General features: G+C 49.0%; 23 protein-coding genes. 10 read left to right on the top strand and 13 right to left on the bottom strand.

The genetic code is table 11. The annotated features are described in order from the left end of the window. Window positions 1-2 precede the first annotated feature (2 nt). From NJR55_RS07530 to panP, 4 genes are read left to right on the top strand one after another with little or no spacing between them, the layout of a single operon-like run. Window positions 3-932: an ABC transporter ATP-binding protein gene (locus tag NJR55_RS07530; protein ID WP_253619218.1), complete on the top strand. Its 930-nt coding sequence runs from the start codon at window positions 3-5 to the stop codon at window positions 930-932. Further along, entirely contained in the window at window positions 929-1,708 is a 780-nt protein-coding gene (locus tag NJR55_RS07525) for an ABC transporter permease (protein ID WP_253619217.1), read from the top strand. The genes NJR55_RS07530 and NJR55_RS07525 overlap by 4 nt, the downstream gene beginning before the upstream one ends. Further along, entirely contained in the window at window positions 1,708-2,382 is a 675-nt protein-coding gene (trmB, locus tag NJR55_RS07520) for a tRNA (guanine(46)-N(7))-methyltransferase TrmB (protein ID WP_253619216.1), read from the top strand. The genes NJR55_RS07525 and trmB overlap by 1 nt, the downstream gene beginning before the upstream one ends. After that, a complete protein-coding gene (gene panP / locus NJR55_RS07515) occupies window positions 2,383-4,032 on the top strand; it encodes a pyridoxal-dependent aspartate 1-decarboxylase PanP (RefSeq protein WP_253619215.1) in 1,650 nt (549 codons plus the stop codon). Here panP and panC read toward each other — a convergent pair. From panC to sfsA, 7 genes are all read right to left on the bottom strand, one after another. After that, window positions 4,025-4,870, bottom strand: a complete 846-nt coding sequence (gene panC / locus NJR55_RS07510; protein WP_253619214.1) for a pantoate--beta-alanine ligase — start codon at window positions 4,868-4,870, stop codon at window positions 4,025-4,027. The genes panP and panC overlap by 8 nt on opposite strands. Continuing rightward, a complete protein-coding gene (gene panB / locus NJR55_RS07505) occupies window positions 4,867-5,667 on the bottom strand; it encodes a 3-methyl-2-oxobutanoate hydroxymethyltransferase (RefSeq protein WP_253619213.1) in 801 nt (266 codons plus the stop codon). Before panB ends, panC begins: the two co-directional genes overlap by 4 nt. An 18-nt stretch (window positions 5,668-5,685) precedes the next feature. Continuing rightward, a complete protein-coding gene (folK, locus tag NJR55_RS07500) occupies window positions 5,686-6,192 on the bottom strand; it encodes a 2-amino-4-hydroxy-6-hydroxymethyldihydropteridine diphosphokinase (RefSeq protein ID WP_253619212.1) in 507 nt (168 codons plus the stop codon). Then, window positions 6,179-7,498 (bottom strand): polynucleotide adenylyltransferase PcnB, encoded by a 1,320-nt coding sequence (gene pcnB / locus NJR55_RS07495; RefSeq protein ID WP_253619257.1) that lies wholly within the window; start codon window positions 7,496-7,498, stop codon window positions 6,179-6,181. The genes folK and pcnB overlap by 14 nt, the downstream gene beginning before the upstream one ends. Window positions 7,499-7,648: 150 nt before the next feature. Continuing rightward, the gene (gene gluQRS / locus NJR55_RS07490) at window positions 7,649-8,500 is read right to left on the bottom strand and encodes a tRNA glutamyl-Q(34) synthetase GluQRS (RefSeq protein WP_253619211.1); all 852 of its coding nucleotides are present in this window, start codon (window positions 8,498-8,500) and stop codon (window positions 7,649-7,651) included. A gap of 6 nt (window positions 8,501-8,506) precedes the next feature. Continuing rightward, window positions 8,507-8,959, bottom strand: coding sequence for an RNA polymerase-binding protein DksA (dksA, locus tag NJR55_RS07485; RefSeq protein WP_011235477.1), 453 nt, complete (start codon window positions 8,957-8,959; stop codon window positions 8,507-8,509). 143 nt (window positions 8,960-9,102) lie between these two features. Then, window positions 9,103-9,807: a DNA/RNA nuclease SfsA gene (sfsA, locus tag NJR55_RS07480; protein WP_253619210.1), complete on the bottom strand. Its 705-nt coding sequence runs from the start codon at window positions 9,805-9,807 to the stop codon at window positions 9,103-9,105. A 56-nt stretch (window positions 9,808-9,863) separates the two neighbouring features. On the opposite strand from sfsA, the gene pepB reads away from it, so the two are divergent. The 3 genes from pepB to mrcB are packed head-to-tail and all read left to right on the top strand — an operon-like array spanning window position 9,864 to window position 15,898. Next, window positions 9,864-11,162, top strand: coding sequence for an aminopeptidase PepB (gene pepB / locus NJR55_RS07475; protein ID WP_253619209.1), 1,299 nt, complete (start codon window positions 9,864-9,866; stop codon window positions 11,160-11,162). 6 nt (window positions 11,163-11,168) lie between these two features. Continuing rightward, entirely contained in the window at window positions 11,169-13,631 is a 2,463-nt protein-coding gene (gene hrpB / locus NJR55_RS07470) for an ATP-dependent helicase HrpB (protein ID WP_253619208.1), read from the top strand. Beyond that, window positions 13,631-15,898, top strand: coding sequence for a penicillin-binding protein 1B (gene mrcB / locus NJR55_RS07465; protein ID WP_253619207.1), 2,268 nt, complete (start codon window positions 13,631-13,633; stop codon window positions 15,896-15,898). Before hrpB ends, mrcB begins: the two co-directional genes overlap by 1 nt. A 38-nt stretch (window positions 15,899-15,936) precedes the next feature. Here mrcB and hemL read toward each other — a convergent pair whose 3' ends face one another. The 4 genes from hemL to NJR55_RS07445 form a co-directional block, all read right to left on the bottom strand. Continuing rightward, window positions 15,937-17,220, bottom strand: a complete 1,284-nt coding sequence (gene hemL, locus NJR55_RS07460; protein ID WP_253619206.1) for a glutamate-1-semialdehyde 2,1-aminomutase — start codon at window positions 17,218-17,220, stop codon at window positions 15,937-15,939. A 15-nt stretch (window positions 17,221-17,235) separates the two neighbouring features. Further along, window positions 17,236-18,249 carry an aspartate carbamoyltransferase gene (locus NJR55_RS07455; protein ID WP_011235471.1) on the bottom strand — a complete coding sequence of 338 codons (1,014 nt, stop codon included), beginning with the start codon at window positions 18,247-18,249 and terminating at the stop codon, window positions 17,236-17,238. 70 nt (window positions 18,250-18,319) lie between these two features. Further along, window positions 18,320-18,751, bottom strand: a complete 432-nt coding sequence (hemJ, locus tag NJR55_RS07450) for a protoporphyrinogen oxidase HemJ (protein WP_114981652.1) — start codon at window positions 18,749-18,751, stop codon at window positions 18,320-18,322. Continuing rightward, window positions 18,748-20,442 carry a chloride channel protein gene (locus NJR55_RS07445; RefSeq protein WP_253619205.1) on the bottom strand — a complete coding sequence of 565 codons (1,695 nt, stop codon included), beginning with the start codon at window positions 20,440-20,442 and terminating at the stop codon, window positions 18,748-18,750. Before NJR55_RS07445 ends, hemJ begins: the two co-directional genes overlap by 4 nt. A gap of 95 nt (window positions 20,443-20,537) precedes the next feature. Between NJR55_RS07445 and NJR55_RS07440 the strand changes: the two genes are divergently transcribed. The 3 genes from NJR55_RS07440 to pepQ all read left to right on the top strand — a co-directional run bounded on the left by NJR55_RS07440 (window position 20,538) and on the right by pepQ (window position 23,090). Beyond that, a complete protein-coding gene (locus NJR55_RS07440) occupies window positions 20,538-21,284 on the top strand; it encodes a DUF6776 family protein (protein ID WP_253619204.1) in 747 nt (248 codons plus the stop codon). Between the two features lie 56 nt (window positions 21,285-21,340). After that, the gene (erpA, locus tag NJR55_RS07435; protein ID WP_011235467.1) at window positions 21,341-21,691 is read left to right on the top strand and encodes an iron-sulfur cluster insertion protein ErpA; all 351 of its coding nucleotides are present in this window, start codon (window positions 21,341-21,343) and stop codon (window positions 21,689-21,691) included. Between the two features lie 82 nt (window positions 21,692-21,773). Continuing rightward, on the top strand, window positions 21,774-23,090 hold the full coding sequence (gene pepQ, locus NJR55_RS07430; protein ID WP_253619203.1) for a Xaa-Pro dipeptidase: 1,317 nt from the start codon (window positions 21,774-21,776) through the stop codon (window positions 23,088-23,090). Window positions 23,091-23,095: 5 nt separating this feature from the next. On the opposite strand, the gene NJR55_RS07425 is transcribed toward pepQ, so the two are convergent. Beyond that, a complete protein-coding gene (locus NJR55_RS07425) occupies window positions 23,096-24,205 on the bottom strand; it encodes an anhydro-N-acetylmuramic acid kinase (RefSeq protein ID WP_253619202.1) in 1,110 nt (369 codons plus the stop codon). After that, window positions 24,205-25,521 carry an OapA family protein gene (locus tag NJR55_RS07420; protein ID WP_253619201.1) on the bottom strand — a complete coding sequence of 439 codons (1,317 nt, stop codon included), beginning with the start codon at window positions 25,519-25,521 and terminating at the stop codon, window positions 24,205-24,207. Before NJR55_RS07420 ends, NJR55_RS07425 begins: the two co-directional genes overlap by 1 nt. Between the last annotated feature and the right edge of the window lie 110 nt (window positions 25,522-25,631).

The raw sequence follows: 25,631 nt of genomic DNA, 5'->3' as shown, positions 1-25,631 counted from the left end.
CTATGAAAGCATTAGAAATTACAGGCTTACGCAAAACATATCGTGGTGGTTTTGAAGCCTTAAAAGGTATTGATTTAGAGGTTGACGAAGGTGATTTCTATGCACTTCTTGGTCCTAATGGAGCCGGGAAGTCGACCACCATCGGAATTATTTCATCGCTGGTAAATAAAACCTCGGGTCAGGTGAAGGTTTTTGGTTACGACTTAGACACGCAGCTCACCGATTTAAAACGCCAGATTGGTTTGGTGCCGCAGGAATTTAACTTCAACCAGTTTGAAACGGTTCAGCAAATTGTCGTGAATCAGGCGGGTTACTATGGTGTTCCTCGCTCGCTGGCTAAGGAACGTTCTGAAAAATACCTGAAACAGTTGGGGTTATGGGATAAGCGCAATGAACCGGCGCGCTCTTTGTCTGGTGGAATGAAGCGCCGGCTGATGATAGCCCGCGCATTATTGCACGAACCTAAATTACTGATTCTGGATGAGCCAACGGCAGGCGTGGATATCGAACTGCGCCGCTCCATGTGGGACTACCTGACCAAGATTAACCAGCAGGGTATTACTATTATTCTGACCACCCACTATCTGGAAGAGGCTGAAACGCTGTGCCGTAACATCGGTATTATTGATAGTGGCCGCATTATTGAAAACACGTCAATGAAGCGCTTGCTGGCGCAGCTAAGCAGGGAAACCTTTGTCTTAGATTTAGAGCCGGGCCATAACGGTGCAGAAATAGAGAACTTTAATCACCGTTGGACAGATGAGCAGACACTGGAAGTGGAAGTTGATAAAAATGCCGGGCTGAACGCCGTGTTCGAGCAGCTTTCTGCCCAAAAGGTAAAAGTACTGTCAATGCGCAATAAAGCCAACCGTTTAGAGGAATTGTTTGTGTCTATGGTCGAGCAGGGGCGTCAGCAGGAGGAAGCCAAATGAGCCATTCCGCAGCGAATTTTATTGCGTTAAAAACCATCTGGATAAAAGAATGCACTCGCTTTCTTCGTATTTGGATACAAACTCTGGTGCCGCCGGCAATCACCATGACGCTTTACTTTGTCATTTTCGGTAGCATTGTGGGCGAACGGATTGGTGAAATGAGTGGCGTCGGCTATATGGAGTTCATTGTTCCCGGCCTTATTATGATGTCGGTGATTACCAACTCGTATTCCAATGTGGCGTCGTCTTTCTTTAGTGCTAAGTTTCAGCGCAATATTGAAGAGATGCTGGTGTCCCCTGTTCCTACAGCGGTCATTATTGCAGGTTATGTTGGCGGCGGTATGGCCAGAGCCTTGATTGTCGCGGTTATTGTCACTTGTGTGTCTTTCTTCTTTGTAGAAGACATCCAAATTGCTCATATTGGTTATGTCATATTAACCGTCATTTTAACCTCCACCTTATTCTGTCTGGGCGGGTTAATTAATGCCGTTTACGGCAAAACCTTTGACGATATTTCTATCGTGCCGACATTCGTACTGACGCCGCTAACCTACTTAGGTGGTGTGTTTTACTCGGTTAGTTTGTTGCCGGAATTCTGGCAGAAAGTATCTATGGCAAACCCTGTGTTGTATATGGTTAATGGCTTCCGTTATGGTTTCTTAGGCCAGTCGGATGTTGGTATTGGTGTCGCAATTGCGGTGCTGGTCGGTTTCAATGTGCTGTTCTTTGCGGCGGCTTATTATATCCTCGATAAAGGTATAGGAATCCGTTCCTGATGCAGCAGGCAAGACCGGTTACGACCAACCAGAATGGACCGCATGAAGATACTGAAGCAGCGGTTCGTCGCCATTTAGAAAGTGAGTTTCTGAAACCTATTCAGGAGCACAACCAGCAGGCGTTTGACGAAATCAACGCGCAGGTTGAAAACTGGGGCGGGCCGATTATTCTGGATTCGTGCTGCGGCGTGGGCGAAAGTACTGCAAAACTGGCAGAAATTCATTCCGATGCTATGGTTATCGGCGTTGATAAATCGGCGCATCGGGTTGACCGTCACAGCCACTATCAGACCAGCGAGAATGGCCAGCGTTACTGGGTGGTAAGAGCCGACCTGAATGATTTCTGGCGGTTGGCGAACAGAGCCGGATGGCAGCCCCGGCAGCATTGTATTTTTTACCCTAACCCCTGGCCTAAATCGGCTCATTTAGCACGCCGCTGGCACGGTAGTCCGGTCTGGAAAGATGTGGTTGCGCTTAGTGGTGAGTTGCATATGCGTTCTAACTGGAGCCTATACTTGTTAGAAGTGGCTCAGGCACTTAAGGTGAGCGGGCATTATGCCGATATCTCACTGTTGTCCGATGACGCTGAGCCAATAACGCCTTTTGAGCGCAAATATAAGAACAGCGGACAGGCGTTATGGCAACTGCACGCGAATTTATCTAAGGAGTCTTGATTGAGCTCTAAAACAGAAATAGCGGAAGTGAACCAGGAGTCTTTGTATCGCATTTTTACGATACCTGAGGCTCCGGACTCAACGCTGGGTAAAATCGAAAAGCACCTTTCAGAAAACCTGATGGGTTTTTTGGGTGAACATATTGTTGCCCGCGAAAAGCCGCTGCAGGAAATTGAGCGTGATTTTGATAAGTCACAGATACCGGAAGAGCCTGCTTTTGTTTCCGACCATACAGAGTTTCTGCTGGATAAGCTGGTCGCTCATTCGGTGCATACGGCGTCGCCGCGTTTTATAGGTCATATGACATCAGCCTTACCGTATTTCCTGCTGCCTTTAGCTAAGCTGATGGTAGGGCTGAATCAGAATCTGGTCAAAATTGAAACCTCTAAAGCCTTTACGCCGCTGGAGCGTAACGTTATTGGCATGATGCACCACCTGGTGTATCAGCAGGACGCGCCGTTTTATAACCGCTGGATGCACAGCGCTCAGCATTCTCTGGGTGCTTTCTGCTCGGGTGGAACCATAGCCAACATGACGGCTTTATGGGTAGCGCGCAACCGTTTGTTACAGGCCGATGGTGATTTCGCGGGCATTTCAGCCGATGGACTGGCTGCTGGCCTTCAGCATTATGGCTACTCGAAGTTAACCGTAGTAGTGTCTGAGCGTGGGCACTATTCATTAAGCAAAGCCGCGGATGTACTCGGCATTGGCCGCCGAAACTTAGTGTCAGTGCCCACCGACAGTGATAACCGTATTCGCATTGATGAGCTGCGTAACACCTGTGCGCGAATTGCGAAAGAAGGCGGTAAAGTGCTGGCGCTTGTCGGTGTCGCGGGCACAACGGAGACAGGCCATATTGATCCGCTTGACGAAATGGCAACTGTTGCAGAAGAAGTGGATGCTCACTTTCACGTGGACGCGGCCTGGGGTGGTGCGACTTTGTTGTCTGAACAGCACCGTCCGCTACTGGCTGGTATTGAACGAGCCGACAGTGTCACCATTGACGCGCATAAGCAAATGTACGTTCCTATGGGCGCGGGTCTGGTGTTATTTAAAAGCCCGTCATTGGTTAAGTCGATAGAATACCATGCAGAGTATATTATTCGTCAGGGCTCAAAAGATTTAGGTTCGCATACCATGGAAGGTTCACGCGCGGGCATGGCAATGATGGTGTTTTCGGCCATGCATGTTATCGGGCGCCGGGGTTACGAGCTGCTGATTAATAACAGTATTGATAAAGCACGTTATTTCTCTAAGCTGATCAGCGAGCAGGATGACTTTGAAGTCATTACTGAGCCGGAGCTTTGCCTTTTAACCTATCGGTTTGTGCCGAAGAAAGTGAAAGCGGTTCTGGATAAAGCAACACCTGAGCAGCTGGCGCGCCTTACGCCGCACTTAAACGCACTGACGCGATATATTCAGAAGCGTCAACGGGAAAGCGGGCAGTCGTTTGTGTCGCGGACTAAGTTAACACCGGCTCAATATCATCATGAACCAACGGTGGTTTTCCGTGTGGTTCTGGCAAACCCATTAACAACTGACGAGATGCTGCAGGAAGTTCTGAGTGAGCAGCGTCAAATAGCGGCAAGAGCGACCAGTTTGCGTGGCGCTCTGCACACTGAAATGCGCGAACTGGGTATGCTTATTTAGCCGCTGCGTTGGTAACTCGTAAGTTATCAATTAAGCGTGTTTTCCCCATAAAAGCGGCCGCCAGGATGACCCACTCAGGGTCTTCAGGCGTCGCTTTTTGTAAGTCTTCGGCGTTACGAATACTGAAATAATCAGGCACAAACCCCGCCTGGGTCAGCTTTTCCTTTGCTGCAGCTTCCAGCTCACCAAAGTCAGTATTTACGCTCAATTTCGCTTTGGTTTCTTCCAGGGTTTTATAAAGCGCCGCCGCTTGCTGCTTTTGTTCTGTGGATAAGTAACCGTTACGGGAGCTCATGGCAAGGCCGCTGGTTTCACGCTGTGTGGCTGTTCCCAGAACTTCTACAGGCAGGCTTAAGTCTTGTACCATTAGGCGAATAACCTGAAGCTGTTGATAATCTTTTTCGCCAAATACGGCCAGTTGTGGCTGCACCATATTAAATAGCTTACAGACAATAGTGGCGACTCCGGTGAAATGCCCCGGGCGACTGGCTCCGCAAAGAATATCACTGATGCCGGGTACTTCAATACGAGTCTGTTTGTCGAGACCGCGCGGGTAAACATCACTTACCTGAGGGGTGAATACCGCAGAAACACCTAAAGCGTCCAGCGCCTGGCAGTCGGCTTCCAGCGTGCGCGGGTAACTGTCGAGATCTTCGTTTGCACCGAATTGCATCGGGTTGACAAAAATACTGACAACCACGTTATCGCATCGTTCTAACGCAGTTTTTACCAACTGCAGGTGACCATCATGCAGGTTACCCATAGTCGGTACTAAAGCGACTTCAGACTGCTGTTGACGCCATCTTCGAAGTTCAGCAAGTGATTTTAGAATTCTCATTTGTAGCTATGCTCTGCTGTTGGAAACTCACCTGAGCGTACCTGTTCCGAATATAAACGGAATGCATCAGCAAGCGAGCCGCCCTGAGCTAAAAAGTCTTTGGCAAATTTGGGCAGGTAGTCACTGTTCATGCCGAGCATATCGTGCATAACCAAAATTTGTCCGTCGGTGTCTGCGCCTGCGCCAATACCAATAGTGGGAATAGATACCTGCTCGGTAATACGTTTCCCCAGAGAAGCGGGCACGCATTCCAGAACAAGCAATTGAGCGCCGGCCTCTTCGAGAGCCAAAGCCTGGTTCAGTGTGTCGTCGGCTTGTTGTTGCTCTTTGCCCTGTACTTTATAACCACCAAGAACATTAACCGACTGCGGCAGTAAACCAAGGTGAGCGCATACCGGAATGCCCCGGGTTTTCAAGCCTTCAATGGTTTCGACCAGCCAGTGACCACCTTCCAGTTTGACCATGTTGGCACCCGCCTGCATTAAAGCTGCGGCGACATCATAGGCTTGCTCGGGCGTGCTGTAAGTCATAAATGGCATGTCTGCTATAACAAAGGCATTGCTCGCACCACGACGCACACACTGAGTGTGGTAAATCATATCATCGACTGTTACCGGCACAGTTGAGTCACGTCCCTGCACAACATTACCCAGTGAATCGCCCACCAGAATAAAGTCGACGCCTTGCTCGGTCATGAGCTTAGCAAAACTTGAATCATAGGCGGTGAGGGAGCTGATTTTGGTCCCTTCCCGTTTCATTTTTTGTAACGTTGCAATGCTGGTTTTGGTTGTTGCCATAGCGCACCTTCAGCAGTTTTAGATGGTTATATCAGACCGACAGATTAGCACGTCCAGACCCTCTTCGGTAAGAGTCTCTGTTTGTTGTTTTACGGTATTGCCATTAGGCAAAAGTTTGTCGGCGGCTATTTCGGCCAGAGGATAAAGTACAAAGCTGCGTTCGTATAACCCCGGGTGAGGAACCCGGAGAGAGTCCGATTGATGTTGTTGCTCATCAAACAGCAGCAGATCCAGGTCCAGCGTGCGCTCGCCCCAATGCCTGACTCGTTTACGACCAAAAGCATCTTCTATATCGTGTAAGGCTTGCAAAAGCTCGGCCGCCGGTAAGATAGTGCTTACGGAACAAACGGCATTAACGTAGTCGGGCTGGTCTTGAGGCCCCATAGGTTTGCTGCCGTAAAGAGATGAATAAGCTAATAACTGCCAGCGGGAGTCATTATTCAGCGCCTTTAAAGCCGATAGAATATTGTCTATCGGCGTACCCAGGTTACTACCCAGCGCAATAAAGGCTTTATGTCGCGTCATTGCCTTTATTTTCCTGAGGCTTACGGCGTGGACCACGACGACGGCGCGGTTTGCGTCGGCCTGATCCCGCTTCCGGCTTTGAGGACTTTAATTGCGCCGGGTTGTCCTGCGCTTTACTCCAGTGCTCTGCCAGCCCGGCTAATTTTTTGTCGCCATTTTCTGCATACGAGCGTAGCACCAAAAAGTCGTAAGCTGCACGGAACCGTTTATGTTCAAGCACTTTCTGAGCGCGCACGCCTTTAGTGATATTCAAGCGACGCTGCAATTGCCAGATATCTCTGGCTGGCAGACTGAACCGCTTGGGTAATGAAACGCGTTGCGACTGTCTGTGAATAACATCAGCGGCGGCAACGTTTAATGCGTCCATAGGTGGCAGGCCACCTTCGTTCTCAAGTTGTTCGCGTCGAGCCTGTAATGGCCACCACAGCAACACGGCAATTAAATAGGCCGGAGTAACACGCTGCTCTTCTGCAATGCGTCTATCGGTGTCTTTAAAGGCCTTCAGCATCATTTGATAGGCCGGGCTTTGTTCGTCAGCGACGTAATCTTTCAGCATTGGGAATAACTGCTGAAACAGTCCGAATTCTTTCATTATCAGGAAGTTAGCTTCTGCTTTACCCGACATAAACATTTTCAGGAATTCGTCAAACAAACGCGCCGGTGGAATGTTTATCAGTAACGGCGCAAGTTCTTTTAACGGGCCGCTGACCGAATTATCCATCTGCATATTCAGTTTTGTGGCAAAGCGAACCGCGCGCAGCATACGCACCGGATCTTCACGGTAGCGTACTTCCGGGTCACCAATCATCCGCAAAATACCGGCGTTAATGTCATCAACGCCATTGGCAAAATCGTAAATAGCGAAGTCGGCGATGTTGTAATACAGCGCATTGGCGGTAAAGTCGCGACGCTCGGCGTCTTCTTCTATGCTGCCATAGACGTTATCGCGTACCAGTTGGCCGTGCTCATCCTGATCTGCCGTGCGGTTTTTCTTATTTTCTTCCTGCGGGCTGTCACCGTGGTGGCCGCGGAAAGTAGCAACTTCAATGACTTCTTTTCCAAACACCACATGCGCCAGGCGGAAGCGACGACCAATTAGGCGACAGTTACGAAATAGGGATTTAATCTGCTCTGGTGTAGCATTAGTGGTGACATCAAAATCTTTTGGCTCAAGCCCCAGTAGTATATCGCGGATGCAGCCGCCAACCAGATAGGCTTCAAAACCACTGTTGTGCAGGCGGTAAAGAACCTTTATTGCATTTTTACTGATATCGTTGCGGGATATTGGATGTTTGTCCCGTGAGATAACTTGTAATTTAGGTAACCGGCTGGATTCAGGCTTTGCCGTTTTACTGGAAAAGGCGCGCTTTGCCAGTGCTTTTATTCGCTTAATAATGGTGGTTCTCCCTTACCATTGTTTTTATTTAGAATCAGTTGTTGTCTGCATATTGTACCGTTAACGACCTGCTATATGCCACTTTTTGCACCAACTTTGCAACGCTTGCTCCAATATTTCCCTGGCAGGGCTATGTCTCAGCTCCGGTTCAGGCTGAATACCCAGATAATCCAGCGCCGTGAACAGGTTATTACTTGCCTGACTGGAGTCAATTGGCGGCGCATGGTTTTGTTTACTCAACTTGCGACCATCGTCATTCATTATCAGAGGTAAGTGCATCATTCGCGGCTGTTTTGCGGTGAAATACTGCCATAAAGTGAGCTGCCAGAAGCTTGGAGTTATCAAGTCGCTACCACGTACAATATCGGTAATGCCCTGTTCAATATCATCAACCACCACAGCCAGCTGGTAAGCATACAGTCCGTCGCGACGTTTCAGTACGAAGTCCTCACTGACTGAAGCTGAGTGATCTTCTAATACGCCGTGCGCGCGGTCATTAAATGTATCAATGGGGTTATTATTAACAAAGCGCAGGGCGTAAGGGGTTGAACGAGGCTGGCGGTTACGGCAGTAGCCATCGTAGTGATCGCTGCGGGCACGAATAGTCCGGCGACTGCAGTCGCATTGATAAAGACGTTGAGCGTTCTCCAGCTGGTTGAGCTGATGCTGGTAAACCGAATCGCGCTGGCTTTGGTATAAAACGGAACCGTCCCATTCTAGACCATGAGCTTCTAACTGAGTTAAAATGTTATCGGCCGCTCCGGGCACAGCTCGCGGTTTATCGACATCTTCAATGCGAACCAGCCACTCACCTTTATGCGCTTTAGCATCTAAGTAGCTACCAACGGCAGCTACTAACGATCCCAGGTGCAAAGGTCCTGAAGGCGTTGGTGCAAAACGGCCACGATACATGAGCCTTTAGGCTCCGGTCATTTGCTTCTCTTTCATTTCGGCCAGCGTTTTACAGTCGACGCACTGGTCAGCTGTTGGGCGAGCTTCTAAGCGGCGGATACCAATTTCAATACCGCACGATTCGCAAAAGCCAAAATCATCTTCTTCTATCTTTTGTAAGGTTTTCTCAATCTTCTTAATCAACTTACGCTCACGGTCACGTGTACGCAGTTCGATGCTGAATTCTTCTTCCTGCGCAGCGCGGTCTACCGGATCAGGAAAGTTCGCTGCTTCGTCTTTCATGTGATGCACTGTGCGATCAACTTCCTGACGTAATTGACGACGCCATTCTTCCAGAATACGACGAAAATGCGAACGTTGCGCATCGTTCATGTACTCTTCGCCCTGTTTTTCCTGATACGGCTCCAGGCCGGCCATCGCCAGGATGCCATGGGTTTTCTTATCCTTGCCTTGAGGCATCATGGATCTCCTACATTCTCTATATAAAGAGTGCTTAAAAAGCAGTACATTAAAAAAAGGACGCTACGTATACCAGAAAGGTTTACGGTTGGCAATGTCATTCGGATTAAATTTCTGCGGTGAAATTGTGAATGCATTGAGTTTTAAAGGCTTACGGGAACTGGTCTCTCCAGTTTTATTTCTTTCGCCGACGCGCGGCACTTTACGGCATAAAACTCGACTCCGACTGACGCTGCTTTTTTACACAGCTCAGCATACTGGCTATCAATATGTGCGGCGGGAGAAACTTGTTCAATACCGTCGTGCATTACCATGTATAGCTGCGCTGCGCGATGACCATCGGCCACAACCTGCATCAGTTCATTAAGGTGTTTATGAGCGCGTTGGCTGACTGCGTCGGGAAAGTAACCCTGACTCGCGTCCGCTAAAGTGACACTTTTCACTTCAATAAAGCATTCACGGTTATTCTGGTCTACGCCCCACCAGTCGATGCGGCTTTTTTCCTTACCGTAGCGTTGCTCTGGTTTTAGCTCTTGCCACTCGCTTAATTCAGGTACAAGGTTGGTTTGTAGTAATTCTCCGGCCATGCGGTTAGCGTGCTGTGTATTGACTACAATCATTTCACCTTTGTTATTCTGAGCGAGCTCCCAGGTCAGTGAGTATTTACGTTTGGGGTTATCGGAAACACTGCACCAGGCCTTAAAGCCAGGCTCTGCACATCCGGTCATGGCTCCGGTATTAGGGCAGTGGGTTGTCGTCGTTTCGTTGTCACCGAAATCGATGTCGGCGAGAAAACGTTTGTATCTTTTTTGCAAAACTCCCTGGCGCAGGGGCTTGTTAAATTGCATCAGAGACCTCATAACTCTAGTATAAACAGACAGCAAATTATCGGGAGAGGTACAGAATGTCCAGCGCACTCGCAATCTATTTAACTCAGGAAGCCCCCGCAAGTTATTGGAATCCAAAATCAAACTTAGTCTTTGGTGAAAACAAAGCACAAATCATCTTAGTTGAAGATGAAGCTGAAAACTTGCGGCGTATCCAGAAAGCAGGCCGGACTCTGGACAACACCGGAGCAGTAACCATTGAAGCTGCTGGCAGTGACTGGAGCCTGGAGCGTCAGTGGGCATTGTCACAAGGGTTTACGTCAACCTTGTCGACCAACCAAGTTATCTGGAATAAAACTGATGAGCCTGCAGTCAAAGAGCTTGATGCCATGCGTGAAGCGACTCGTTTCAGCCGCGAACTGACTAATTTGTCAGCGGAAGAGATTTACCCTGAAAGTTTGGCACAACGTGTAACCGAACACTTTAAGGCTCTGGCACCAGACGCCATCAGCGCCGAATTTATAAAAGGTGAAGCGTTGAAAGATGCTGGCTGGATGGGAATTTACACCGTAGGTCGCGCCAGTCAGCATGCACCTGGTTTGTTGGTATTAGATTACAATCCAACCGGCGATGAGAATGCGCCAGTAGAAACCGCGTTGATAGGTAAGGGTATTACCTACGACAGTGGTGGTTACAGTATTAAGCCGAGCGAAGGCATGCTCGCCATGAAGTGCGATATGGGTGGAGCAGCTACCGTATCCGGTGCATTATCGCTGGCAATACGCAGAGGGTTGAACAAGCGCGTGAAGCTCATTCTTTGCTGTGCCGAAAACATGATTGATGGCCGCGCGTACAAACTGGGCGACATTATTCGCTATAAAAACGGCCTGACGGTTGAAGTTGTTAACACCGATGCAGAAGGCCGGCTGGTGCTGGCCGATGGCTTACAAGCCGCGGGTGAGTTTGGTGCGAAACAGATTATTGATGCGGCGACGCTTACCGGCGCTGCACAAATGGCGGTTGGTAATGAATACAACGCGCTGTTTAGTGTGGATGAAGTGGCTGCCACTAAAGCATTGGCTAATGCGGATAAAGAAAATGAGCTACTGTGGCGCTTGCCGTTGGCCCCATGGCATAGTGAAAACTGTCCGTCAGCGTTTGCTGATACGGCTAACAGCCGCCCGCAAAAAGGCGGTGGTGCCGGTGGTGCAAGCAACGCCGCAGGCTTTTTACTGCGCTTTGCGCCGAACAGCGGCAAAGGCTGGCTGCACTTCGACTTAGCTGGCGCTTACCAAAAATCGGCTACCTCTATGTGGGCGACAGGCGCTACAGCCGCCGGTGTGCGCACCATAGCCGCCACCGTACAAGGTGATTAATTTGGCATGACCTTGCCAATTGAGAGCGTGCTGCCGGAGCTGGCGAAAGCCTTTCCGGCAGCACGTGTCGTTATTGAGGCACCGCCCGGTGCCGGCAAATCAACACAACTTCCGTTATTTCTGTTGCAGCAGGGTATTGCTAATGACGGTCTTATTGTCATGCTGCAACCCCGGCGTGTTGCTGCGCTGAATATTGCTCATTATTTGGCTAAGCAGTTGGGCGAGTCGGTAGGGGAGCAAGTTGGCTACACGGTGCGCGGCGACAGCAAGCGCAGTAAGGCAACTAAGTTACTCGTTATTACGGAAGGCGTGTTGGTGCGATGGTTACAGGACGATCCTGAACTTAGCGGCATTGGCACGCTAATCTTCGATGAATTCCACGAACGCAATTTGCACAGTGACTTGAGTCTGGCGTTGGTGATTGATGCCCTGCCACTGCGTCCGGATTTAAACCTGCTGATTATGTCGGCCACCTTGCCCGCAGAAAGTCTGAAACTCTGGTTAGAGAATTACTGTGATCAGGTGAAGGTTTTGCGCAGCGAAGGCCGCAGTTACCCCGTTGAGTATCACTATCGCCCAGCATCTCATGTTACTCAATGGCTGGCTGAATTACCCAAAGTGGTTATCGAAGCCTTTGCTGCTGCCGAAAAAGGTGTTCTGGTTTTCCTGCCGGGGGTTTATGAAATACAAAAGATTGCGACTGAACTGAGTCAGCGACTGCAGCCGGGCACAATTATTTTACCTCTGCATGGGCGTATCCCTTTGCAGCAGCAGCGGCAGGTATTAAAGGCGGCGGACGAAAAACGCATTATTCTGGCAACCAATATTGCTGAAACCAGCTTAACTCTCGACGGTATTGATGTGGTTGTCGACAGTGGTCGCGAGCGCCGGGCTCAGTATCTGCCTCAATACAGGTTAAGCCAGTTAACAACGCAACGTATTGCTAAAGCTTCAGCAACACAGCGTGCGGGGCGCGCAGGTCGTCAGCAGGCCGGGCAGTGTTTTCGTCTGTGGTCGCGCTCCGATGAGCATGGCTTTGCCGATTATGCGCCTCCGGACGTTGCCACTCAGGATTTATCAGCACTGGTACTGGATGTGCTGCGCTGGGGCAGTGAGGTGAACCAACTGGCCTGGTTTTCTCAGCCCGACCCCGGGCATTGCGCTGCGGCGACCGACTTTTTAGCCAGCACCGGCTTAATAAAACAGGGGCAGTTAACCGCAAAAGCCAGGCAACTGGAGTCCGGCGGTTTTGATCCCCGAATTTTACTGGTGGCGGACGCAGCCAAAGCTTTGGCGAACGAGCAGCAAGCTGCTATGGCTCGTGTTCTGGCTACACTGGAAGAGCCGCAAACTAGCATAAAAACAGTCGATCTATTTGAACGCACTCAGCAGCATTATCAACAACGAAACCAGGCGCCTTTGTGGCAACAACGCTGGAGCTATTGGTTAAACCATTTTGGTCTGAAAGAAGCTGCAGAATCCGCAGAAACCTGTGAAGAAGGCCTTGCCGCTGCCTTACTGCAAGGTTACCCCGACCGAGTCGCAAAGTACGATGCCAGCCGAGGCGACTTTCAACTGGCCTGTGGCGGGCGGGTGAGTGGCGACAGCAGTCGCCTGAAACAGCCAACCTGGGCAATTATTTTCGATGTCACCTTTCATGAGCAAAATACGATAGGCCGCAGCCGCTGTCTGTTACCTGTGGACGATGCCTTGTCGTTACTGAAAGAAGCCGGCATACCTTTGCAGACCAGGAAAACAGCTGAATGGGTAGGTGAGCAGCAACAACTGCGACAAATAACTCGTACTCAGCTGGGCTCCCTGGTACTCAGCCAGACTACGAATAGTGGACCTGTTTCTAATGAACAAAAAGCCGAAGCCTTCTGCCTGTGGTTGCGCGATAAAGGCCTGGATAAACTCAGCTGGAGTCAACGCGCGAAACAGCTACAACGGCGGGTCTACTGGCTGCAACAAGCCGGAGAGCTGGGGGCTTACGACATGAGCGATGCAGGACTACTTAATAGCCTGGAGCGCTGGGCTGCGCCATACTGGACGAATATCCGGTCATTAAAACAATTGCATCAGTGGGATCCTTACGAGGCCTTGTGTTATTTTCTCGACTACTCAGAACTGCAACGTCTTAATTCGGCTTGTCCTGAATGGTGGCAAACTCCGACAGAACGTAAAGTGTTTATAAATTATCTGGACGATACCCCCAGAGTTGAGGTCAAATTACAGGAAATGTTTGGTGTCTCTGAATCGCCTAAAATTATTGATAACCAACAAGTTGTGACCGTGGATCTTCTGTCTCCGGCCGGGCGTCTGTTACAGCGAACCAATGATCTCGCGAGTTTCTGGCAAAATGCGTACGCCGACGTGCGCAAAGAAATGCGTGGTCGCTACCCTAAGCATCCGTGGCCGGAAGACCCTCTGAATGCAACCGCAACGTTTAAAACCAAAAGGCAGCAGTAGTGATAAAAAGTCGATGGTTTCAATACCTATTCTGGACAAGCTTTAAGATAGGCCTGGTACTTGTCGCCGTTATTGGGCTTTATGCCATTTATCTGGATGCCAGTTTGTCCCGTCATTTTAGTAACAAGCGCTATCAGGCGCCTGCTTTGGTATACGCGGATGAGGTAACGCTGAGAAAGAATCATCCTATGCGGCTGCAACGGTTAGTCGACGTTCTGGAGCGAGTCGGTTATCAGCGTAATAGTAATACCGAGCAGTCGGGTTACTACTCGGTTGGTAAAAACAATGTCATGGTGCACAGACGGCCTTTCGACTTTTCCGATGGGCCGCAAATGGCGCAAAGAGTGCAAATCAACTTTCACGGCGCCCGCATTAAATCTATTAAGAGCTGGCCCAGTGGCAGAGAGCTGGAAAGCTTTCGCCTGGAACCTGAGCTAATAGGCCGCATTAGTACCTTAAGTAAAGAAGACCGTTTGTTAGTTGGGCTGGAAGTCGTGCCTAACTTACTCATTGAAACCTTATTAAAAGTGGAAGACAGAAACTTCTACCATCATCAGGGGGTATCGCCCTGGTCAATTTTAAGGGCGTTGGCCGCCAACCTGAAAGCGGGCAGAACGGTTCAGGGCGGCTCTACACTGACTCAGCAACTGATCAAAAACCTTTATTTGAGCCGAGAGCAGACGTTGTGGCGCAAGTTTCACGAAGCCATGATGTCGCTGGTTATCGATTACCGGTTTGATAAAAACACCATATTAGAGACCTACCTCAACGAAGTGTATTTTGGGCAGGACGGAAGCAACGCTATTCACGGTATAGGGCTTGCCAGTCAGTTCTATTTTGGTAAGCAGGTGCAGGAACTAAACCCTGGCGAAATTGCTTTAATGGTGGGGATGATAAAGGGTCCTTCTTATTATGACCCAAGACGTTTCCCCGAGCGTGCCCGCAGCCGCAGGGACACGGTGCTTAAAGTCATGTTTGAACAGGATTTACTGGGTAAAGATAACTACGTTGCTGCGATTGAGCAGGCGCTTGACGTTAAAGAAAGCCGCCGTCTGGTTGAACACCCTTACCCCCATTATATGGACTTAGTACGTCGGGAAATGAAGCGCATTATCCTGCCGGAAGACTGGCAGGAAACCGGGCTGAAAATCTTCACGCATTTGCAGGTGGATGTACAAAATGCAGTGCAGCGCTCGTTAGCACAACAGCTTATGGCTAACGGCCAAGATGAAAAGTTAGAAGGGGCAATGGTAGTTGCTGATTATCGCAACGGCACGGTTAGTGCGCTGGCTGGTGGGCGCTTAAGTCAGGCTATAGGTTATAACCGGGCGTTGTTAGCACTGCGACCAATAGGTTCACTAATGAAGCCCATTATTTATGCCGCCGCGATGCAGGATTCAGACATTGGTCTGCATACCCCTGTCGCAGATGAACCCATTACGTTATCTGACAAAAAAGGAAAAGAATGGAAGCCGCAAAACTACGATAAAGAATTTGATGGTAGTTTGCTGTTGTACGATGCCTTGGTTCAGTCGCGAAACTTACCGGCCGTTCGGGTAGGCATGGAAGTGGGCATAGACCAATTAGTGAGTTATTTACGTGAGTTAGGAGTGACAACGCCGCTAGAAGCCTACCCGTCGTTGACTTTGGGCTCAGCGTCGCTGTCTCCTGTGGCGGTGACACGAATGTACAGCGCGCTTATGAATGATGGTCGTTATCAGCCTTTGGCCGCAGTCTCTTCTATTACTACACATCAGGGCGAAGTGCTGTATCGGCGTCAGCCACCTGAAGCGGAAGAAGTTTTCGATAAAAACGTGTCTTATCTGACTCGTTATGGTTTACGCGGAGTGGTGGCTGAAGGAACCGCAAGCCGGCTGCAAAGCGCTTTAGCCGGTCAGGTAGTTGGTGGCAAGACAGGTACAACGAATGATTATCGTGACAGCTGGTTTGTGGCAGTAGATGGTGAGCACGTGGTTACGGTTTGGTTAGGCCGTGACGATAATCAACCGGTTGGCTTAACCGGAAGTAGCGGCGCTCTCAAAGTTGTGGCGGATTTTTATGATTACTTACCGCCGTTGAGCATGGCTTTAGATGTGCCGGAACCTCTGCAAATGCAAAACTTTCACCCAACCACAGGGCAGCGAATTCCTGAAGACTGTAACAATGGGAGAAAATTACCAGCTGAGAAAATCAGGCTTCCCGAGGATATTACCTGTGAAGGCACTATCCGCGAGAAAAGCTGGTGGGAACGTTTATTTGGTGGCTAAAAGCGCCGGGGCCAAGGCCAGGCGCTACAGCTGCAGTGTTAGACTAACTTAGAAAAGGCTTTTTCAGCGGCATTCAGAGTGTTTTGAATGTCTTCTTCGCTGTGCGCTGCTGACATGAAGCCACCTTCAAAGGCTGATGGCGCAAGATACACGCCTTGTTCTAACATGGCGTGATAAAACGTTTTAAAGTGCGCCATATTGCACTGCGTAGCTTGAGCGTAAGTGGTTACTTCAGGCTCTTCGGTAAAGAAGAAACCAAACATAGAACCGGCACGGTTTGTTGTCATTGGTACGCCAGCCTTGTCAGCGAGTTCTTGTAAACCGTCGAGCAGCGTGTCAACGCGCTGGTAAAGCTGCTCGTAAAGCCCTGGGGTGGATAATTGCTGTAACGCTGCTAAGCCTGCTGCCATGGCGACCGGGTTACCCGACAAGGTTCCTGCCTGATACACAGGGCCCACTGGCGCAATGTAGTCCATGATTTCTTTTTTACCGCCAAAAGCGCCAACCGGCATGCCACCGCCAATGACTTTACCCAAAGTAGTGAGGTCCGGTTTAATCTTGTAACGATCCTGAGCGCCGCCCGGAGCTACACGGAAGCCGGTCATAACTTCGTCAAAAATCAGAACTGAACCGTGGTCGTCACAAATGCTGCGTAAGCCTTCCAAAAAGCCTTCAACTGGTGGAATACAGTTCATGTTACCGGCAACTGGTTCAACAATAATGCAGGCAATTTCATCGCCCATTTCAGAGAAAATTTGTTTTACCGATTCAATATCGTTGTAAGTCGCGGTTAAAGTATGTTTTGCGAAGTCTTCCGGAATGCCGGGAGAGTTAGGAACGCCCAAAGTTAATGCTCCGGAACCGGCTTTAACCAGCAAGGAGTCGGCGTGGCCGTGGTAGTTACCTTCAAACTTCAGAATTTTATCCCGGCCGGTATAGCCGCGTGCCAGACGAATGGCAGTCATCGTGGCTTCAGTGCCGGAGTTCACCATGCGCACTTTTTCAATAGAAGGGACTATTTTGCGAATAGTCTCCGCCATGGTGATTTCAACTTCCGTTGGTGTGCCGAAGCTCAGGCCTCGCTTGGCGGCCTGCAGGGTGGCTTCTAACACTGCCGGGTGGTTATGCCCCAAAATCATTGGGCCCCATGAGCCGACGTAATCGATATAACGTTTGCCGTCTGCATCAATCATATAAGCGCCTTCAGCACTCTCAAAGAAGATGGGGCTGCCACCAACGCCATTAAAAGCCCGAACCGGCGAGTTAACGCCGCCAGGGATACTGATTTGTGCTTTAGTGTATAGTTCTTCTGAGCGACTCATGTCGTAACTACCTCTTTACTGTTGGCTTTTTTCGCTGTACCAGATGACATCACATTGGTGTTTATCAACCTGATCAACGACCCCAAGTGTTAATGCAAACAAAGCCATACGAATGAGAACTCCGTTGTCAGCCTGACGGAAAATAGCCAGGTTGGGGTTTTGGTTTAAGTCGTTATCCAATTCATTAGCTTCGGCGCGCGAATCCCGCGGCAAAGGATGCATGATGACCGTATTGGGTTTGTAGTGTTTAGTGTAAATGTCCTGATTTAAACGAAACTTACCACGATACTGATCAGCGTCTTCCGGGCTGGCAAAACGCTCTTGCTGAATTCGAGTCTGATAGACAATATCAGCGTCGACAATACCGTCGACTTTTTCTGTAACCGTTACACGGTGACCTGCGTTTTCCAGCGTATCTAATACGGAGCCCGGCATAGAAAGTTCACGTGGCGAAATTAAAGTGAACTTAATGTTCTTGTACATAGAGAGTAAAGTGGACAGTGAATGTACTGTACGTCCGTACTTCAGGTCGCCAATCATGCAAATGTGCATGTTATCAATGCTCTGCTGATGGTACGCCAGTTCTTTCTGGATAGTGTAAAGGTCCAGCAATGCCTGAGTCGGATGCTCGTTTGCGCCGTCACCGCCGTTAATGACCGGTACCCGACTGCCTTCAGCAAACTCTTTTACTGAGCCCGACTTGGGGTGTCGCATGGCAATAACGTCGCTGTAGCTGCTTAATACGCGAGCGGTGTCGTAAAGCGATTCGCCCTTTGCAATGGCCGAGCTTTCCATGCCGGTAGTTTCACGGACTTCGCCCCCTAACAGGTTGAACGCCGTGCCGAAGCTTACCCGGGTACGGGTAGAAGGTTCGAAGAAAAGGTTACCGAGGATAGCGCCGTCAAGAACTCGAGTGCGTGTTTTACGCCGGGCGTAAGGTTGCATCTTGTCCGCAACGGAAAATATGTAGTCAATGCTGTCGCGATTGAACTGATTTACAGAAAGAATGTTGGAGCCGGTGAAATTCATCTTTGGGTGCGCCTCTGCCGCAGAATGTCACTGGGCGCACACTATAGCAAATCATGCGGCACAAGAGAATCTAATAAGGCTTAACTACCGCTAAAATGATAATAGCGAAAAGTGCCAGTACCGGGAGCTCGTTAAACACTCGGTAAAACCGGTGGCTGCGACGGTTGGTACCGGTTTTAAAGTCCTTCAATAGTTTGAAACAGTAACCGTGATACACAAAAAGTAGTAACACCAGTACCAGTTTAGTGTGCATCCAGCCACTGGCGGCAAACCAGGCTGAACCATAGGCAAAAATAAGTACGACACCGAAAATGAGCGTAAGAATGGCGAAGGGGGTGACGAAGTAGAGTAAGCGCCTTTCCATTATGCAGAGTTGCTCGTCTACCGCTGGCTTGGCGTTCATTGCGTGATAAACAAATAAACGCGGTAAGTAAAAGATGCCGGCGAACCAGGCCACCATAAAAGCAATGTGCAGGGCTTTAACCCATAGTATCCATGTCATGCGAGTTCTCTCTGTAGGGCTTTACGAACAAGTTCCCAGGTAACAATGCCGCAGGGCTGGCCGTCGTCGGTCTCATAAACATATACAGCACCCCGGCGTTGGGCTCCAATTTCATCATACACTTCGGCCAGAGTCGACGTGACCCGAATTCCTTTAATAGGAGTGTAGCTCAGGCTGGGACTGTCGCCGGCGTTGATATCATAAGTCACCAGGCGATAAAGTGCCTGATTATCTTCATCGACAGACATGACAATAACGGTTTTCGCCTGCGCAGATTCAAGTGAATCCACCAGCTCGTTCTGAGTGGGCTCAAGCAGCAATTTGAAATCTGTTTCCATAACGTTTTCAACACCGGTTTTCTGTAAAGCGACATGCACCGGAGCCAGTTGGTAAGGTAAACCCTGCAGCTCTAACTGGGAGATGAAAATGGATTTAGATTTTAGTAGCTGACTGGAAATGAGATAGGCAGGCACAATAACTAACATAGCGGGAATAATAATTTCCACACTGCGAGACAACTCGACAATAGCGAGCAGAGCTGCCATTGGTGCGTGAATACAGGCCGCTAAAATGCCTGCCATTCCAAGCAGAATGAAGCTGTCGAAGGACAGTGGCTGTTGAATATCCAGACCGTTAACTGCGCCGACAAATACCGCTGCAATAATGGCTCCAATACCAAAAACCGCACCAATTAAACCTCCGGGTATGCCCATACCTAAAGCGATAGCCGAGGCAAAAAGCTTTGCTATGAGTAAGGTGGTCAGCAGCGATATTTCACCCTGATGATTCAATACCTGCTCAATGGCTGTAAGCCCCGGACCTAAGCTGCTGGGAATGATGACGGCCAGCATCGCGGTAATAAGTCCGGCAAAGAGCAAGCGGGTAAGCAATGACATGTCTTGTACGGTTGCCATGACATCCAGCATGAGCTTTTTGAACAATACCCCGACAAAGCCTAGTACAACGCCCAGTATCATAACCCAGGGAAGTTGCGTGGTTGGAATATCCTGAGCTGAGAGCACGGCCAGCTCAGAGGCTACGCCAAAAATCTCTTCGGTAATTAGCGAACCAGCTACCGCCGACAGCATTACGGGTATAAAAACGTGAACTTTGTATTCCCGCAGTACCACTTCCATTACCAGAACCATAGCTGCCAACGGCGTGTTAAAAGAGGCCGCGATAGCTGCTGCAATACCACAGGCCGCAAGGGTTCGTATGGAGTTTTTTGGGGCGTCGAAATGAAAACCAAGCCAGGTAGCTGCCGCGGCGCCTAAATGAACAGCAGGCCCTTCGCGGCCAACACTGAAACCTGCAACCAATGCAATTATCCCTCCAAAAAACTGGTTCACCGTACTGCGCCAGGGCAGCATGCCGTAATGCTGTTTCATACGATGGATAACGTAGGGAATACCCATGCGTACATGCTTAGAACCCGACACCCGGAATAGAAGATAAACAATAGCCGCGGCAATAATCGGCAGAAGAAACCGGTAAGTGGTTGGTAAAGGCTGTTGCCAATAGCTTTCATTACCGACAAGATAAGCACCTTGCTCTATCGCCAGGCGAAATCCTGCAATCATAAGAGCTGCAAGAATACCGCCGGCCAGACCCATTAAACAAATGGCGATAGTGGTCGACGGGGTCGCCAGCTGTTTGCGCAGTTGCTGTCGGAATACCGAGTTAGAGGCCATTTAAAATAAGATCCTTACCTTAAACCGTGGGATGAGCTTGCATATTTATCAATAACATATCAGCATAAACGCTTGATGGAAATGAGCTGGAAGTTATGAAGCCCTATTTTAACCTGAAATACTGGCAACAGCGCTGGGGAGCTTTCCCGGTATTTGTGTTGTTGATCTGTGTTGCTGTTTTGGTTGTTTACCTGGCTTATTTAGCCGGAGTTTGGCATGCAAAAGCCTTGAAAGAAGAAGTTTCGAAGCAGTCGCAGCAACTTGAGCAGCTTTATCAGCGCATTGAACAGATGGAGTATCAACGCCACGTTCTGCAAGTTGAGCTAGACATTGAGCGCTCGGCAAATCAAAGTTTGCAGGACGAGTTGAGCGCGTTACAAAATGATAACTATGGTTTGCGTCGTGACTTAGCGTTTTATCAGAAAATTATGGCGCCGGAGCTACAGGAAAGCGGTGTTACTATAGACTCTTTAACCGTTACTCAGAATCGTTCGGAAAATCATTTCCATTTTTCTCTGGCGGTACTGCAAATTGAGCAGCGTCGCAGCTTTGTGCAGGGTAATGTCACCGTTGAACTGGTCGGCCGTATTGATGGCAAGAAAAAGCGGTATGATTTACTGAAACTGGCCAATATAGGACAAGATGATCGCAGTTTTTCTATGCGCTATTTCTCTTTGTATGAGGGCGACTTCTTTATGCCTGAAGGGCTTGTGCCTGAGCGGGTTGAAGTAAAAGTGCAGCTAACCAAAGGTGGTAGAGGAACGTTGGATCGAACGTTTTTCTGGAAAGAGATTAGCCGTGGCGATGCAAACCCCGGTGTGCGTAGTGACGGCGATACTTGACCAAAATACTCAGGTAAGAGAAAATAGCAGTAGAGTTCAACTAAGGTAGAGAAATCATGAGCAGTGCAGCAGAGCAGGCAATGCCGATTGAGTTCACTGAACAAGCGGCAAGCAAAGTGGGTAAGCTGATTGCTGAAGAAGAGAATCCAAATTTGAAGTTGCGTGTCTACGTAACTGGAGGCGGCTGTTCGGGCTTCCAATATGGTTTTACCTTTGATGAAAAGAAAAACCCGGGTGATATGGAAATTGAAAAAAACGGTGTCACCCTGTTGGTTGATCCAATGAGTTTACAGTATTTAATGGGTGGCGTGGTCAGCTACGAAGAAGGGCTGCAGGGCTCACGCTTTTTTGTCGACAACCCGAATGCCACAACAACCTGTGGTTGTGGCTCCAGCTTTTCCGTTTAGGCTTTAGCTTCCCCCCGGGAACAGCTGAAATTTTTTGGCTTTTCCGCTAGAATAACCTCACAATTTTTTGTGAGGTTTTTTTATGAGCGCGTACGCAGAACACATCAAGACAGTTTGTAGCCGCTTTGATAAAGCGTTAGAAGATAATCAGTTTGAATCCGTTTTGGTTTACTCGGGCCAGCCACGAGTTGATTTTCTCGACGATAACGCGCCGCCGTACCGGGTTAATCCGCTATTTAAATATTGGGTTCCGGTCACAGAAAGCCCCAAAAGTGCTATTTTTTATCGTAAGGGTAGCCAACGTCCTACGGTTTACTTATTTCAGGCTCGGGACTTCTGGCATGCTCCGGTTAACGTGCCGGAAGAAGAATGGCAGCAGCATGTCGATTTAAAAATTATCGACGACTTAAGCACGCTGACGGAAGATTTAGGCAGTGACTTAGAACAGTCTGCCTTTATTGGTGAAGACTTTGCACAGCCAGTCAGCGACTGGAAAGTCAAAGCACGTAACCCGCAGGCATTGATTGATCATCTGCATTTCCACCGCTCAATAAAAACGCAATGGGAAGTGGATAATTTGCGCGAAGCCAACCGCTTAGCGGCAAAAGCCCATGTTGCAGCAAAAGAAGCTTTTTTTGCCGGTAAAAGCGAGCTGGAAATACACCATGCTTACCTGAGCGCTATCGACTTTCGTGAGTCACAGGTGCCTTACAATAGCATTGTTGCATTGAACAGCCATTCCGCAATTTTGCATTACGACGTATACGACACCGTTCCGCCTAAGCAAATCCGTTCGTTCTTAATTGATGCTGGCGCACGCTACCGTGGCTATTGCTCTGATATAACCCGCTCATACGCTTATGAAGAGGGTTTCTACGCGGATTTGGTTGAAGCTATGGATAAAGCTCAACAAGAGCTGTTGAGCGAGATTAAACCAGGTGTGAGCTATTACGACCTGCATGTATCTATGCATCTGAAAGTCGCGCAAATTTTAACTGACTTCGAGTTTATTAAAGGTGATGCGCAAAGCATTTACGACAAAGGTTACACCAGTGCCTTTATGCCGCACGGGTTAGGCCACTTTATTGGTTTGCAGGTACATGATGTTGGCGGCTTCTTGAAAGATGACAAAGGCAACAGCTACGAGCGCAGTGAGCGTCATCCGTTTTTACGCTTACTACGAGACATTGAAGTTGGCCACGTCTTCACTATTGAGCCGGGCTTATACGTGGTAGACCAGCTATTGGAAGAGCACAAAGACAGTGCTGACATTAACTGGGAGAAAGTTGATGAGTTGCGTCCATACGGCGGTGTGCGTATTGAAGACAGTATTGTCGTTGGGGCTGATGGCAATGAAAACCTGACTCGGGACGCCTTCAAAGAACTGGGTGCTGAATAACGCTGCTATTGATGTAGGACTTTAGCGCCTAAAACAACCGGGTGGCTGGCTCCTGTAACTTCAGGCTGGTTACCCGGTTTTTTATGCTCGTAACACCAGCCTAACCAGGCAAAAGCGATTGCCTCAACCCATTGCGGGTCAACGCCTAAACTTGCTGTAGTATCGCATTGAATCGGCGCTAAGAGCTCAGTTAAGCGCTCCATCAATAATGGGTTTCGGGTGCCTCCACCACAAAAATAAGCCGTATCGGGCTGTTGTGGCAAGGTTGTCAGTGCATCTTTGATGCTAATAGCGGTAAGTTCGGTCAAAGTGCGCTGTATATCAGCCGGGGATATATCCTGCCCTGCCAATTGTTGTTGCAGCCAATTTAGGTTGAACTCCTCGCGACCCGTACTTTTGGGAGCTGGCTTGGCAAAGAACGGATGCTGTAATAAACGTCTTAACAGTTCGGGCTGAAGCTTGCCCGCACTCGCAAGTTGGGCGTTTTTATCGAAGCTCTTACTTGAGTCATTATGCTGAACCCATTGATCGAGCAGGGTGTTGGCAGGTCCTGTATCGAAGCCCAGTAGTTGTCCTTCATGACCGAGCCAGGTGACATTAGCAATACCACCTAAATTAATCACTGCAATGCTTTGATTCTTGCGGGCAAAAACCTGCTTATGAAAAGCGGGAACTAACGGCGCACCCTGACCACCTGCGGCGATGTCTTTGCGACGAAAATCGTAAATCACATCAATACCCGTACCCAAAGCCAGCCGTGTAGGATCGCCTATTTGGCAGGTGTAAGCTGGTATTGAATTGGGTTTGTGCCGAACGGTTTGCCCGTGACTGGCAATAGCGGTAACTTCTTTTGCTGTTATATCGGCCTGTTCAAGAAGTTGGCGTACCACTTCGGCACTGAGCTCGGAAAAAGCAATGTCTAAACCGGCCAGCTCATCGGCCTGCCAGTTGTCTGTGTGGCTTAAAGCCAATAAGCGAGTACGTAATTCCGGGGGGAAAGACAAAGAGTGATGAGCTTCAAGTCTGGGCGTGCCTTGCGCATCTATCTGAACTAATGCCGCGTCAACCGCATCCATACTGGTGCCCGACATCAGTCCAATATAACGCTGAAACATTACTGCATCGCCAGGTAAACGCGTCTGTTGTCGTTTAGTATGGCCATTACCTGATCCGCGTGTTGACGGAAAGCCGGTAATTCTGATTCACCCAGCGACTTGGCTTCCGGCAATTCTACCGTGCGGGGGTTACGATGTACGCCGTCAACAAGGAATTCATAGTGTAAGTGTGGGCCTGTTACCCGACCTGTCGCGCCGACACGGCCAATAACCTGACCCTGTTTAACACGATCACCTCTTTTAACGTGCTTACGACTAAGATGTAAATACTTAGTAACGTAGCGTTCGCCGTGTTGCACAAAAATATAATTACCATTCAATGAAGTATAACCAGCCGCGATAACTTTTCCATCACCAGAAGACATTACAGGCGTACCAGTAGAGGCTGCGTAATCTATACCGTTGTGCGGGCGCACTCTACCGGTAACTGGATGTAAGCGGCGAGGGTTGAAGCTCGAGCTTATGTAGGTAAAGTTAACCGGAGAGCGCAGGAAGGTTTTGCGCATGGCGCGACCGTTCGGCGTGTAATATTGTCCGTTATCGTGGAGGATAGCCTGAAAGTTTTCATCACGGTTTACAAATTCCGCGGCTAAAATTTTACCATAGCCAACAAACTCGCCATCTACATAGTGCGTTTCATAAAGTACGCTAAATTCGTCGTTTTTACGCAGGTCTAAGGCAAAGTCGATATCCCAGCCAAAAATATTGGCAATGCGCATAATTTGGTTGTCAGTCAGGCCCGAGTCGATACCGGCATTCCAGAAACTGGAGTCGATAACGGCATGAGTAAATTCAGTACGAACTTCAACTTTTTTAGTTTCGATTTCAGCAACAAAGCTGTCGTTTTGACGAGTGATAATAAGCGTTTCTGTATCGTTTATCTGGTGCGCTAGCTGCACTAGGTTATCGTCACTGTCAGTCGCAAAGCGAAGCAAATCGCCAGGGTGAACTTTACGAAGATATTTGGCTTCATCGCCGGACTCGGTAACGCGATACAGTTGCTGGGCACTAAAGCCTACTTTGCTAAATATTTTAGCTAAGCTGTCACCCGATTTAATCTGATAGGTTTGCCAGGTCAGCTCTGAGTTTTCGGTACTTTCATCTGAGCTGGGTTGCTCAAAAGCTAAATCGAGCTGATAACGTTTACCCGGCATTAACTGCTCAGCTGAAGTACTGTTCTTAGATGCCGTGGCAGGTTCCGACGGAATGATCAGTAATAGCAAGAGGGCAACGCTGATCGCACTGATCAGAATTTTATGAGAATGCGGAAGTTGCAGAAACATCCGCTGAATTTTGGTGACAGATTTTAATGTCATATTATAGCGCACTTCACTTTCTTTATTGTGATTACCCAGTAAACATGTGTCAGCAAACACGGGGATTACCGCACCTGTTTACGACCACGGAATAACCTTATGGTTTCGAG

The organism is Idiomarina rhizosphaerae (genome assembly GCF_024159085.1).
Classification (GTDB): domain Bacteria; phylum Pseudomonadota; class Gammaproteobacteria; order Enterobacterales; family Alteromonadaceae; genus Idiomarina; species Idiomarina rhizosphaerae.
This window is presented reverse-complemented; position numbering and strand designations above follow the sequence as displayed.

Bases quoted from the DNA above. Each gene is read 5' to 3' on its own strand.
- pepB (WP_253619209.1), top strand. From the start codon at position 9,864: ATGTCCAGCGCACTCGCAATCTATTTAACTCAGGAAGCCCCCGCAAGT.
- NJR55_RS07525 (WP_253619217.1), top strand. From the start codon at position 929: ATGAGCCATTCCGCAGCGAATTTTATTGCGTTAAAAACCATCTGGATA.
- trmB (WP_253619216.1), top strand. From the start codon at position 1,708: ATGCAGCAGGCAAGACCGGTTACGACCAACCAGAATGGACCGCATGAA.
- NJR55_RS07455 (WP_011235471.1), bottom strand. From the start codon at position 18,249: ATGAATTTCACCGGCTCCAACATTCTTTCTGTAAATCAGTTCAATCGC.
- hemL (WP_253619206.1), bottom strand. From the start codon at position 17,220: ATGAGTCGCTCAGAAGAACTATACACTAAAGCACAAATCAGTATCCCT.
- pepQ (WP_253619203.1), top strand. From the start codon at position 21,774: ATGAGCGCGTACGCAGAACACATCAAGACAGTTTGTAGCCGCTTTGAT.
- dksA (WP_011235477.1), bottom strand. From the start codon at position 8,959: ATGCCTCAAGGCAAGGATAAGAAAACCCATGGCATCCTGGCGATGGCC.
- folK (WP_253619212.1), bottom strand. From the start codon at position 6,192: ATGACGCGACATAAAGCCTTTATTGCGCTGGGTAGTAACCTGGGTACG.
- NJR55_RS07440 (WP_253619204.1), top strand. From the start codon at position 20,538: ATGAAGCCCTATTTTAACCTGAAATACTGGCAACAGCGCTGGGGAGCT.
- NJR55_RS07445 (WP_253619205.1), bottom strand. From the start codon at position 20,442: ATGGCCTCTAACTCGGTATTCCGACAGCAACTGCGCAAACAGCTGGCG.
- hrpB (WP_253619208.1), top strand. From the start codon at position 11,169: ATGACCTTGCCAATTGAGAGCGTGCTGCCGGAGCTGGCGAAAGCCTTT.
- panB (WP_253619213.1), bottom strand. From the start codon at position 5,667: ATGGCAACAACCAAAACCAGCATTGCAACGTTACAAAAAATGAAACGG.
- erpA (WP_011235467.1), top strand. From the start codon at position 21,341: ATGAGCAGTGCAGCAGAGCAGGCAATGCCGATTGAGTTCACTGAACAA.
- panC (WP_253619214.1), bottom strand. From the start codon at position 4,870: ATGAGAATTCTAAAATCACTTGCTGAACTTCGAAGATGGCGTCAACAG.
- hemJ (WP_114981652.1), bottom strand. From the start codon at position 18,751: ATGACATGGATACTATGGGTTAAAGCCCTGCACATTGCTTTTATGGTG.
- NJR55_RS07530 (WP_253619218.1), top strand. From the start codon at position 3: ATGAAAGCATTAGAAATTACAGGCTTACGCAAAACATATCGTGGTGGT.
- NJR55_RS07425 (WP_253619202.1), bottom strand. From the start codon at position 24,205: ATGTTTCAGCGTTATATTGGACTGATGTCGGGCACCAGTATGGATGCG.
- NJR55_RS07420 (WP_253619201.1), bottom strand. From the start codon at position 25,521: ATGACATTAAAATCTGTCACCAAAATTCAGCGGATGTTTCTGCAACTT.
- gluQRS (WP_253619211.1), bottom strand. From the start codon at position 8,500: ATGTATCGTGGCCGTTTTGCACCAACGCCTTCAGGACCTTTGCACCTG.
- sfsA (WP_253619210.1), bottom strand. From the start codon at position 9,807: ATGCAATTTAACAAGCCCCTGCGCCAGGGAGTTTTGCAAAAAAGATAC.